Here is a 10,909-nt window from a genome sequence, read left to right as displayed (position 1 = left end):
GGTGCCGCCCAAGGGCGGGAACAAGCTGCACAATAAGTGCGCTGACGGGATCAAGTTCAACGCCTACCGTGGGGCTAACGCGCTGGTTAACGGCAAGGCTTTCGACGCGTTGCAAGTTGTCGCAGGCGTGCTTTGGGAGGTGAAAACCGACAATTTCGATACATACCCGCTAGAGCTTCAGGACATTGTGCTCAGAAAAAATGTGCGTGATTTTCTAGCCGAGCGCGAGCTTGCGAGGGCATGCGGATTTGACTTTCGGGTCGGAGTGCGAAGCGCTACGCACAAAGCCATGCTGGAAACCGTGGAGCCACGACTCGACGGAGTCATTGTCCTCATGGATTGGTGCTGAAATGCCTGCCACACGAAAAGATCAGATTGCCATGATCGTGTACGCGCCTGCGCTCGCGGGGGATGATGGCCGCCCTTTGGCGGTTGTTCATGCGATGGAGCGCGCACACCCTGGCTTGCGCATTGGCTTGATGATTTCTGACGAGGGGCAGCTTGTCCCGTTACCGGAGCGCGATAAATTCGTCGCCCGAGAGAGCAGGCGTGGGGAATTTCCGCCTCTGCGCAGCACCGATGACAACTTCCGAGTGAGCGTGACGGGATGGGGAATACCGGCGGGGATTTCCCCTGGTGGTCGGGCACAGTTTGAATTCCATGTGGCACTGCCTCTGTCCGCAGACGGCATCGCGGCTGCGGCAATTTTATTTGAGGCTGTGGCGGAGACGGGGCGCGCGTTCTGGGGGCACGCGACGCCGGTCAGCGCGGCTGTAGACATCGCACACCAGTCGAAGAACCTACCGGACAACCGAGAGCCGCCTCCCCGTGGACTGCCGGTGATCAAGTCCCCAAGTGCCATGCGCTTGCCTGAGATTCCGCATCGCATGGGTTGGCTCAATTACTGGTCGGCCGCTGCCGCACGGGTCATTGGCTTTCCAGACCCGGCCCGCGACGCGGAACTGCTTTCGCGCTCACAGCGTACCGCGACGGGCGGGTGGATTGTCAGCCTCACCGATGCACCGCTCGACCTGGACAACCCCGCGCACCTGGACGCGCTCAAGCGGGCCTACGAGCGCTTCCCGGAGATCGGTGGGCGCTCCCCCCCTTGAGGCTCGGCACGGCTCGCAGTGCTGTACGAGGCGTTGAGGGACAACCTCGCTGGGCCTGCCCAGTTCCAGGTAGAATCCCTTTCCCACGGACGAAACCGAGGTCGACACGTGAGGGGATGCGGGCGGCTGGGAGTGATGGGATTGCTGTGTCTGGTGCTAGCCGGTTGTGCTGCCCGGCCGCTGGAAGGGTGTCAGACGATTTGGAGGAGACGAGGTGCCAGAACAAATCCTTTGACATCTTCCCCAGTTCAAGCATCCAAGCAAGTGCTTGATCAGTCTGTACGCTATCCGTCCAAGCGTCGTGCCGCAGACATGTCCAGTTTAGATCTTCTCAAGAACGGTCCGACAGAACAGGAACGATTTCAATGATTTAGGCGTGTGGCGCGGGATCTTGGAATGAACGCGCTCCTCAGACACGTTACCCCTAATGAAAGAGCACGACGATTGGCCCCAGCCCAGGGTCGCCAAACGCCCCAATCAAAGGAGGAGAACCATGGCTGAAAACGTGAGGCCCATTGCGCCCAAGACGCCTGAGACCATCAAAGAGGCCGTGGACTGGGTCAGGGCAATGCATCAGCGCGGACTCTACAAGGAACGTCATTCTAGGGACATTGTTTGCGCTATCGAAACCTTGGCGCGCGTACTGGACTCAACGGAACCGCGTGAAGCGCAATGGTTCTTGGAAAACGTGGCCGGAATCACGCATCGGTGGACAGTAAAGGAAAACGCCAACACCAACACCGCCAAAAAGCATAGAGAGAAAGCACAGGCTGGACTCAGAGCATTTCTTGCGTACCGGCGAGATCCTGACCACTTCGGTTCCCGGCCGCGGGCCAAATTGGCTGGGAGTAGGAAGCCCAAGGTCCAGGCTAAGGCCCCAAGCGTACCGCACAAGGTAGTGGCAGCAGCACCGTCGCAGACGGTGAGTTCCAAGTCCAGTAGCACTGGTGACGCAGCAGGTTTGCGCAACACATCAGGCGTGCTTGCTTTGAGTGGCCAGGACCGCAGGTGCGAATTCAGCGTACCTGACGACCTCAACATGCGAGATGTGGGGAGGATTTTCTGCCATCTGATGACGCACGCACGAGACTTCGATCCTACCAACCCATCGCATGGCCGTCCTTTCGGAATCACCTCCATGGTTGATTCTGTCCAGACCTGACGTTTCCTGCAGATTGCAACAGAGGCAGCGGGTACGAATCTCCTCATGCCCGTGCCTCAACACCATTTTGAGAATCCACACTGGAGATTTGGTCAGTGAACGAGCAAGGAGCCACAAAGTCTTTAGACGAAGCCATCGTCTGGCTCAGAGAGGCCCAGCAACTCGGACACTACAACTCCGATACAGTCCGACAACTAAGGGTCGCAGCCGAAGCAGTGCGCTCCCTGCTTGCCCCTACAGAGCCACGAACACTTGATTACATCAAATCCAATCGTGAGCAACTGGAACGGCGGCTCATCAACAGGTCGGATTCCATTACCCCACCTACTGCCAAATCCTACCTCAGTCGCGCCGAGCGACTGATGCGCGACTTCATTGCCGGCGTGCCTCTAACGCGCACGCAACAACAAGGTCCAAGACGCCAGCGGACCTCTGCCAAGCATCATTCAGACACAGACACGACGCTGCCGCGCATTGACAGCGGGAACCCTGAACAATTGAGCTACCGAGAACATTCGCTCACTCTATCCAACGGCAGAGCAAGCATCAGACTGCCCGACATCATCACTCCCGCCGACTTCAAACTAATCACGCGTGTTATTGAAGCGCATTGCCCAGAGATGCTTTTTGCCTGGGCCGGCGCCACAACGACCAACGATGAGACCGATCGCCATTAACAAGACTTTCAACCACACACTAAAGACCTAACAAGACCAGCGTATGGCCGGATAATCGGCCCCTGGGAGTGGTGCAGATGGTGTGGCTTTGTCAATCCATTTAGAGCGGCTGTCGTGAGCGCTGCTTGCCCGCTGTCGTGAGCGCTGCTTGTCCGAAGAGACGACGCACGCGCGTCCATATTTGGGAAGAAGGCCCCGGACATGCCCGATGATGACGAGGACTCCAAGGTAACATTGCAGATCGGCATTCCTACTGACGCATCCGGCTACCTGCGACACGAGTGCCCGTCATGCATGTTGGAGTTCAAGGTCAAGGGCGACGAGGCGCGGTTCTGCGACGTGGTGGAGTGGTGGACTTCGAAGGCAGTCGCGGAGAGTGGTCTGGGCGAGGCACAGGAGTCGGAAGTGACCAATCGCGGCCAAATGACCTGTCCGTATTGCGCCGAGCCGACTGACGTGCAGAGTTTTCTGCATGGGGAGTTTCGCTCCTACCTCATTCGGGTTGCTCGGCGCGAGATAATCGAACCGATGATGTTCGGCATGCTCAATAACCTGGAGCGCACCTTTTCACGCCATCGTCGAGGGCCGATTAGTTTCAAGATCGAAAGGGGCAGCGAGGCGCGCAGTCCGCGTCCCATTGCAGGCCCCGAGCCAGACGACATGGTGCGCATTTTCTGTGCGTCGTGTGGAGAGCACTTCAAGATCTCTGAGGGATGGAGTGGTGCAATTAGGTGTCCGTCCTGCTCCTTGGAACTACAGATCAGCTAGGGGGAATCAATGGCAAACTCCAACGAGATCGTGAAGCACCTTTCGGCATTCCGCCATTCGCGAGATGCGGCGGTTCATGCGGATGGGGACGACCTTGAGCACCACCTCATCGAGTTCGTGCGCGAGGTGAAGCGCAATCCGCTCTGCCAGCGGATCCTCTCTGCACTCCCAGCCTACGATGCAAACGTGTGGTGGAATCAGCAGTCGGACCCGGAGTCGCCCCACGGCAATCAACTGACGGCGCTTATGTTTCCCGCAAGCCCCGATGATAAGTTGGTCGTGCTGTGGGATCTCGTGTCCTCAATGGGATCCGGCTCATCGGATTTGCTGGATTTCCAAGGGTTCGGGCAGGTCATGGGGGCCTACAACCGGTCGGAGGCAGCGGCGAAAGCAATATCTCTCGTCATTCGGCCTTTCGCGGAAGCAATGACGGATCGTATGAGGGAGCAAGCAGGGATGGCTAGCCCAAACCTTCGCGAACTTGCTGGGGTTCCGCTTGCGGCGATCCCTGGTGAGAACGAGTCTCGGATCTTTCTCAGCCATCGGTCGGCCGACAAAGCACTGGTTCAGCCCTTCTTCGAGGTGCTGCGCGAGCTTGGTCATCAGCCATGGCTCGACGCACACGATATGCCCGCTGGGACTACGCTGCATCGAGGAATCACTGAAGGTATCGACGCATCTTGCGCAGTCGTCTTCTTCGTCACGAAGAACTTCGAAGACGAGCGATGGCTTGGGCGAGAAGTGGACCAAGCGGTCCATCGTAAGATTGAAGTGGTGGATAAGTTCGCGATCATCACTCTAGTGTTTGACGGTGGTGAGGTTCCTCGCCCCCTCCGAGACTACGTGTGGGTCAACGTCACGAGCGAGGCCGATGCAATTCGCGCGATAGTTCGAGCCCTGCCTATTGAGCTTGGGCCGCCACGCTGGAGGGCGCGGGTCTACAAGAAAAAGGAGCGCTAGTTCCCTCAAGCAGGTGCGGAGGAGGCGAGCGTGGCGCTTACCGCTGGCGGCCCCAGCACCCGCTTCACCATCTGCGCGGGGTGGAGTTCCTCCAAGCAGCAGGAGCGGAGGAGGCGAGCGTGGCGCTTGAGGCAGCGACCAGCAAGGAGCCGCTAAAGAAGAGGACGCCGCGAGTGGACTAGGCAAAACTCCTGAGGAAGACGTTCGACTTCGACGTGTTCGCCTGCGTGAACTGTGGAGGCAGGCGGAGTGTGTTGGCGTACGTGAAGCAAGCGCGAGGGGTGCGAGCGATTTTGGAGCGCCTGGGATTGCCCACGACAGGTGCGCGCTTGGCCCCAGCGCGAGGGCCACCCCAGGCCGCGTGGTGTTAGGTTCGAGTAGCCACAGCCAACAGGCCCACACCCTTGTCGCCCCCTCTAGGGAGGGCGGACCAGGCAAGCGTGTGCCCCAAGGAGGCTCCACCCAGAGTGCACTGGCATGGCGCACAACTCTTGGGCTCCCGTCAGCGGCCTTCCTCTGCCTCTCTGCTCCCACCCACTGCCCTCGACATTGCCCCCATTCCTCTTATGCGCAGATTTGGTCCGAATTTGGTCCGACAAGAATCGATTTGGTCCCCCAAAGCGAGCCGCGCATCCTCGTTGGGAGTAGGCTCGGCTTAGAGCGGCGGGTTAACTTTTAGTGGAGGCGGCGGGAATCGAACCCGCTGCGATAATCGGCGGCGCGCTCTTCCTAGCTCGCCCAGGCGTGAGCGCATCTTCCCCCAGGCCCGACCCGCCACCTCCTCCAGCGCTGAGGGCGTGCGAGAGCGAAGTAGACTTCGTGCCCATGACTCCTTCCTCACAGGATCGCCTCGCCGGGGCGCTGCGCGGCGCGGTGGCGGAGCGGCGCGTCCCGCCCGGCCTGCTCGTCGCGTACACCGACCTCCACGGGCTCTGGGGCGGGGTGTCGTACTCGGTGGCGAGCGACGGCGCGCTCCATGTCGAGCGCCGACAGAGGGGCGGGGCGCCCTGGTTGGGGGCGTGCCAGGTCGCCGCTGTACGGACAAACCCATACACCGTCCAATGGAGTTGTGCCGGGCCCGCGCCCTCTGTATGCACAGCTCCATGCAAACGCTGAAGAACCTGCTCTTCCGCTCACCCCAGACTCCGGCCCTCCGGGAGGGAATTCCCATCCTCCCTGGCGCCCTGCCCTTCGTGGGCCACTCCCTCTACACCATGGGCAACGCCATCACCTTCCTGCGGAACGCGCAGGCCCGCGTGGGCCCGCTGTTCTGGACGCGGAACATCGGCATGTACACGCTGGTGTGCATGGGCGAGCCCGGCTTCGAGCTGCTCAAGAACAAGGTGACCAGCAGCGAGTTCATCCGCCAGGGGTCGCCGGACTTCATCGGAGACTCCCTGCTGTCACGGGATGGGACGCCCCACCGCAGCCTGCGCTCGGCCATGAGCGGGCCCTTCACGCCCCGGGGCCTCACGGCCAGCGGGGCCTCGGCCATCTCGGCCGAGGTCATCGAGTCCTACGTGACCCGCTTTCCCGAGGAGCCCTTCTCCCTGCTCGCCCAGACGCAGGGGCTCGCGCTCGACATCATCTTCCGCGTCATGGGGATCGAGGGTAGCGAGATGGAGGCCTGGAATCGCAACTACCGCGAGTTCATCCTGGGCGCCCTCCCCCTGAAGGGGGACTTCCCCTACTCGCCCGCGAGGCGCGCCCGGACGGGGCGGGAGTGGCTCGATATGCACTTCTCCCGGCTGATCGCCGCGGCGCGCGGCAAGCCGGACATGCAGGGCACGCTCGCGGCACTGCTGAAGGCGCGTGACGAGGAAGGACGCGAGCTGAGCGAGGCGGACCTCATCCAGAACCTGCGCCTGCTGGCCCTGGCGGGGCACGAGACGACCGCGTCGGTGATGGCGTGGCTGGGCATCGTGCTCGCCCAGAAGCCCGAGCTCTGGGACCAGCTGCGCGAGGAGGCCGTGGCGGCACCGGGCCTGCCCCGCTCGCCCGAGGAGCTCAAGCGCCACCCCTTCGCCGAGGCGCTCTTCCGCGAGGTGCTGCGGATGTACCCGCCCGTGTCCTGGACGGGGCGCGAGGCCAAGGAGGATCTGGAGCTGCACGGCAAGCGGGTGCCCAAGGGCACGACGATCCTCGTCCCCCTCGGAGCCTACGGCTACGACCCGAAGCTCTTCCCCGAGCCGGATCGTTTCGATGTCACGCGCTGGATGGGCAGGCGGTTGCCGCCGTCGGCCGTCGAGACCGCGGCGTTCGGCGGTGGCCCCCACTTCTGTCTGGGCTATCACCTGGCCTGGGTGGAGGTGGTGCAGTTCGCCACGGCCTTCGCGCGCGAGCTGGCTCGCCGGGGAATGAGGCCTCAGCTCGCTCCGGGAACGGCCCCGCCCAAGCTGACCTACATTCCCTTCGGTGCGCCGCCGAAGAAGACGCGCATCCAGCTCGTGCCAGCCTGACGCGAGGTCGGCTCTCCTATACTTCAGACATGACACCCCAGAGACCGCCGCCGCAGACCTGGTGGGCCGAGCGCGCCGCCGTCATCCGCCGGTACGATGAGATGGAGTCCCGCCTCACGGCGTCCGTCAGCGAGCGGATGCTCGACCTCGCCTGCCTTCGGCCGGGTATGAGGGTGCTCGATGTGGCTTCGGGGATGGGCGAGCCTTCCCTCCGCGCCTCGCAACGGGTGGGCCCCTCCGGCTTCGTGCTGGGAACGGACCTGTCCGAGGGCATGCTGGAGGCCGCACGGGAGAGAGCACGCGCCCAGGCCCTCTCGAACATCGAGTTTCGTGTCGCGGATGCGGAGACGCTCGAGGTGCCGGAGCAGTCCTTCGATGCGGCGACCGTGCGCTGGGCGTTGATGTACATGCGCCGGCCCGAGCTGGCACTCGAGCGGCTCTGGCGGGCGCTGCGTCCTTCCGGACTCCTGGTGTGCGCATGCTGGGCGGGGCCCGGGCAGGTCGAGTACTGGTCGCTGCCGCGCAAGACCCTGGCGCGCTTCCGTGAGCTTCCCCCCGTGGAGCCCGAGGCCCCGGGCGTGTCCCGCTTCTCCGACCCCGAGCGCCTGCGCCCGCTGTTGACGCGCAGCGGGTTCTCGATGGAGCACGCCGAGTCCATGCATGTCCCCGTGATGGAAGCCGAGGATGGTGAGGGAGTCGTGCGCTGGATTCGCGAACTCGGGGGCCCCGTGGCGAAGATCGTGGAGGAGCTGCCGCCGGAGGAGCAGCGGGCGTGGGAGGAGGATGTCGCCCGCGAATGCGAGCACCATCGAACGGGCGGGAAGGTCTTGCTCGGGGGAGTGACCTGGCTCGTCGTGGCGAGGAAGTGAGCGCGGTCAGGCCCGCAGCGTCCGGCCGAACAGGTCGAGCAGCCTGCTCCAGTGCTTCTCGGAAGTCTCCTTGTGGTACGCGGTCATGCCCTCCACCGCGTAGCCATGGCGCGCGCCCGCATACAGCTCGGACTGGTGCTTGACGCCGGCCTCCTTCAAGGCCGCCTCCAGCTTCTCGATGGCCTCCGCCGGCATGGAGCCGTCATTGTCCGCATGGCCGAAGTACAGCTCACCCTTCACCTCGCCAACCAGTCGATGCGGGCTGTCCGGAGCATCCGTGGCCAGCCGCCCACCATGGGACGAAGCCGCCGCGCCGATGCGCTCCGGGAAGTCCGCGGCCATGCGCACGGCGATGCCGCCACTCATGCAGTACCCGGCCACCCCCACCTTCGGCCCCTTCACCAGCGGATGCCGGGCGAGGAAGTCGAGCTCCGCGGCGGCATCGATCTTGAGCCGCTCGGGCGTCAGCCCTCCGATGAGCGCATAGATGCGCTTGCGGAACGCCTCGTCCTCGAAGGAGCCATTGAGCTCCAACCGTGACGCATGGCCTTCCCGGTAGAAGACGTTCGGCAGGAGGACGACATAGCCCTCCGCCGCGAGCCGGCGCGCCATGGCCTCGAAAACGGGCCGGACTCCAAACGCGTCCACCAGCAGGATGACCGCGGGCCATGGGCCTTGGCCGTCCGGGTGGAACAGCTTCGCGTCCATCGTTCCTTCAGGGGTCTTGATGTCGACGTCTTCCATACGGCTCCGTGACCTCCACGCATCCCTTCTCCATCAACTGGACCACCATAGAAGCTTCTTGCGACAGCCCGGAGAGGCGGCCACTCTTACGTGCCATGGCATTGCAAAACCTGACGTTCCTCGAAGTCGACAAGCGAATGCCGCTCATGAGCCTGCCCGTGCGCACGGCCATCGTGCAGCTCGAGACCGCGCGCGTTCTCTTCTCGCCAGCGTCGACGCTGACCCCCGCGCAACTCGAGGAGGCGGGTGACATCACCACCATCGTCGCCCCGAGCCTCCTTCATACCGCGGGGATGAGTGCGGCGGCCCGGGCGCATCCTCGAGCCAAGCTGTGGGGCCCGGTGGGGGCTCGGGACAAGCTGCCCGAGCTTCACTGGAGTGGCACTCTGGGGGTGGACCCGTGGCCCTACGAGGAAGAACTCTCGCGGGTCGGGCTCGCGGGCATGCCGAAGGTGAACGAGAGCGTCTTCCTGCATCGTGCGTCGCGGTCCCTGCTCGTCACCGACATCATCTTCAACATCGAGAATCCGAGTGGACTGGGTGCGCGGTTCGTCTTGAGCGTCTTCGGGACCTATCGCAAGCTCGGCGTCAGCCGGCTCTTCTTGAAGCTCGTGAAGGACGACCGCGCCTTCCGAGCGGCCATCGCCCAGGTGACCGCACTCGATTTCGAGCATCTGGTCCCGTCCCACGGTGCCATCGTGATGAACGAGGGGAAATCGCGCTGGCTCGCGGCGATGCGTGAGCGGCGACAGCTCGACTGACGCCGGAGACGGAACCGTGCTTCGTTTTCTCCAGGACACAAGGGGGTAGACGGGAAAATAGCCAGCTGATTCCCTGCATGATTTTTCCGCTCGCCGTTTCTCCCCCATGAAGGGCATCCGAGCCCTCGAGGGGGAACCGCATGAACCCGGCGTTTCAGTCCGAAGCACTCGTCCGCGAGCCGAGGAGGGTGACTTTCATTCACCCGCTCGTGCTTCTCACCTGACTCGTCGCGATCACCCCCGGCGAGGCGCGGGCACAGGCTGGGGACGCCAGTACCGCGCCGACTGCCTCCGCGACCCAGGTGACCCCCGACAGCGCCGCTCCCGCGTCAGACGAACCGCGGACGGTCAGCGAGTTCCTGCTCATCAGCAAGAACGGAGAGCCCGAATTCTTCCGCCATGACGTCGTCAAGCACGTATCCGCGGGATTGGTAGGCGGCGGCACGCTGCTGGGAGCGCTACTCCCTCCACCTGTCGCATCCACTGTAACCCCGAACCACTGTCGACCCCTGGAAATACAGCACCATGAACATGTCCACCCTCTGCAGGATGGGAGCCGCAGTCCTCATCATGGGCCTGGTCGGATGCGCTCCCGCGCGCATGTCGCTCAAGCCCTCGTTCTGGAAGGAGACTCAGCACAAGGTCGGTGTCGCGACCCTGGCCGCCCCCAAGCTCGCGGCCTACCGCGCCGGCAGCGAGGGGTTGCTGGACATGGCCATCAACTCCGCCATGGCCGGCAGCCTGGAGGCGCATCTCCAGAGCCTGGATGCCAGCAAGTTCGCGGCCGTTGCCGACCAATATGTGGAGAAGCTCAATGAGCGCGGCCTCAACGCCCGGAGACTCTCCAAGACGGTGAATCCCCTCACGATGAGCCCCTTCACCTCGGAGGCGCCCGGTGAGTTCGCGGAGAAAGACCTGCGGCCACTGGCGGAGCAGGAGGGCATCGACATGCTCATCCTGCTCTCCCTCCAGCAATGTGGAACCACCCGGAAGTACTATGGCTTCATCCCGCTGGGTCCACCGGAGGCGCTCTGCGTGAGCAAGGGAGAGCTGATCGACCTGAGGACAAACCAGATCGCGTGGCGTGCCTACCCGGAGATCAGCGAGGCCATCCTGCCGGTCGAGGGGGAGTGGGCTCAGGCGCCGGACTATAGGAATGTCACGCTGGCCATCGACAAGGCCATGACCCGGGCCCAGGTGTTCCTGCTCGAGGATTTCTTCGGACCCTCACAGCGCGCGACCTCCAGGCCGCCCAGGGTGTCAGACTCGACTTTCGCCATTTTGAGGAGAGCAGGCAGGTAAGCGAAGAGAGACTGAGCGGAGGAGGAGGGCGGCCAACGGGAATGGTTGAGAAGTCGACCAAGACTTTTCCCGTCCAGTACACCGATGACCGCCCC

Annotated in this window: 11 protein-coding genes; 10 read left to right on the top strand and 1 reads right to left on the bottom strand. The window is 63.2% G+C overall.

Annotated features, from left to right (window positions below):
- From VF794_RS10520 to VF794_RS10485, 8 genes are all read left to right on the top strand, one after another.
- The coding region (locus VF794_RS10520) for a DUF6310 domain-containing protein (protein ID WP_331109314.1) at positions 1 to 349 on the top strand (349 nt) is incomplete at its 5' end.
- A 31-nt stretch (positions 350 to 380) separates the two neighbouring features.
- Complete coding sequence (locus tag VF794_RS10515) at positions 381 to 1,112, top strand: DUF5953 family protein (RefSeq protein WP_331109313.1); 732 nt, start codon at positions 381 to 383, stop codon at positions 1,110 to 1,112.
- A 493-nt stretch (positions 1,113 to 1,605) separates the two neighbouring features.
- A complete protein-coding gene (locus VF794_RS10510; RefSeq protein WP_331109312.1) occupies positions 1,606 to 2,274 on the top strand; it encodes a hypothetical protein in 669 nt (222 codons plus the stop codon).
- Positions 2,275 to 2,369: 95 nt separating this feature from the next.
- Entirely contained in the window at positions 2,370 to 2,951 is a 582-nt protein-coding gene (locus VF794_RS10505) for a hypothetical protein (RefSeq protein ID WP_331109310.1), read from the top strand.
- Positions 2,952 to 3,152: 201 nt separating this feature from the next.
- Positions 3,153 to 3,719, top strand: a complete 567-nt coding sequence (locus tag VF794_RS10500) for a hypothetical protein (protein ID WP_331109308.1) — start codon at positions 3,153 to 3,155, stop codon at positions 3,717 to 3,719.
- 9 nt (positions 3,720 to 3,728) lie between these two features.
- Complete coding sequence (locus VF794_RS10495; RefSeq protein WP_331109306.1) at positions 3,729 to 4,679, top strand: toll/interleukin-1 receptor domain-containing protein; 951 nt, start codon at positions 3,729 to 3,731, stop codon at positions 4,677 to 4,679.
- 1,103 nt (positions 4,680 to 5,782) lie between these two features.
- Positions 5,783 to 7,138 (top strand): cytochrome P450, encoded by a 1,356-nt coding sequence (locus VF794_RS10490; protein WP_331109304.1) that lies wholly within the window; start codon positions 5,783 to 5,785, stop codon positions 7,136 to 7,138.
- 29 nt (positions 7,139 to 7,167) lie between these two features.
- Positions 7,168 to 8,007: a class I SAM-dependent methyltransferase gene (locus VF794_RS10485; protein ID WP_331109302.1), complete on the top strand. Its 840-nt coding sequence runs from the start codon at positions 7,168 to 7,170 to the stop codon at positions 8,005 to 8,007.
- A gap of 6 nt (positions 8,008 to 8,013) precedes the next feature.
- Here the strand turns inward: VF794_RS10485 and VF794_RS10480 are convergent, their stop codons facing one another.
- Positions 8,014 to 8,751 carry a dienelactone hydrolase family protein gene (locus VF794_RS10480; RefSeq protein WP_331109301.1) on the bottom strand — a complete coding sequence of 246 codons (738 nt, stop codon included), beginning with the start codon at positions 8,749 to 8,751 and terminating at the stop codon, positions 8,014 to 8,016.
- A 95-nt stretch (positions 8,752 to 8,846) separates the two neighbouring features.
- On the opposite strand from VF794_RS10480, the gene VF794_RS10475 reads away from it, so the two are divergent.
- Both VF794_RS10475 and VF794_RS10470 read left to right on the top strand, forming a co-directional pair.
- Entirely contained in the window at positions 8,847 to 9,512 is a 666-nt protein-coding gene (locus tag VF794_RS10475; protein WP_331109299.1) for a hypothetical protein, read from the top strand.
- Between the two features lie 570 nt (positions 9,513 to 10,082).
- Positions 10,083 to 10,814: a hypothetical protein gene (locus tag VF794_RS10470; protein WP_331109297.1), complete on the top strand. Its 732-nt coding sequence runs from the start codon at positions 10,083 to 10,085 to the stop codon at positions 10,812 to 10,814.
- Positions 10,815 to 10,909 lie beyond the last annotated feature (95 nt).

Source organism: Archangium sp. (assembly GCF_036389735.1).
In the GTDB taxonomy this organism is placed as follows: domain Bacteria; phylum Myxococcota; class Myxococcia; order Myxococcales; family Myxococcaceae; genus Archangium.
Note: the sequence above shows the minus strand (reverse complement) of the source record. Positions and strands in the feature narration are given on the sequence as shown.

Coding starts and splice junctions, on each gene's coding strand:
- VF794_RS10475 (WP_331109299.1), top strand. CDS start 8,847: ATGGCATTGCAAAACCTGACGTTCCTCGAAGTCGACAAGCGAATGCCG.
- VF794_RS10480 (WP_331109301.1), bottom strand. CDS start 8,751: ATGGAAGACGTCGACATCAAGACCCCTGAAGGAACGATGGACGCGAAG.
- VF794_RS10510 (WP_331109312.1), top strand. CDS start 1,606: ATGGCTGAAAACGTGAGGCCCATTGCGCCCAAGACGCCTGAGACCATC.
- VF794_RS10500 (WP_331109308.1), top strand. CDS start 3,153: ATGCCCGATGATGACGAGGACTCCAAGGTAACATTGCAGATCGGCATT.
- VF794_RS10470 (WP_331109297.1), top strand. CDS start 10,083: ATGGGCCTGGTCGGATGCGCTCCCGCGCGCATGTCGCTCAAGCCCTCG.
- VF794_RS10515 (WP_331109313.1), top strand. CDS start 381: ATGATCGTGTACGCGCCTGCGCTCGCGGGGGATGATGGCCGCCCTTTG.
- VF794_RS10490 (WP_331109304.1), top strand. CDS start 5,783: ATGCAAACGCTGAAGAACCTGCTCTTCCGCTCACCCCAGACTCCGGCC.
- VF794_RS10485 (WP_331109302.1), top strand. CDS start 7,168: ATGACACCCCAGAGACCGCCGCCGCAGACCTGGTGGGCCGAGCGCGCC.
- VF794_RS10495 (WP_331109306.1), top strand. CDS start 3,729: ATGGCAAACTCCAACGAGATCGTGAAGCACCTTTCGGCATTCCGCCAT.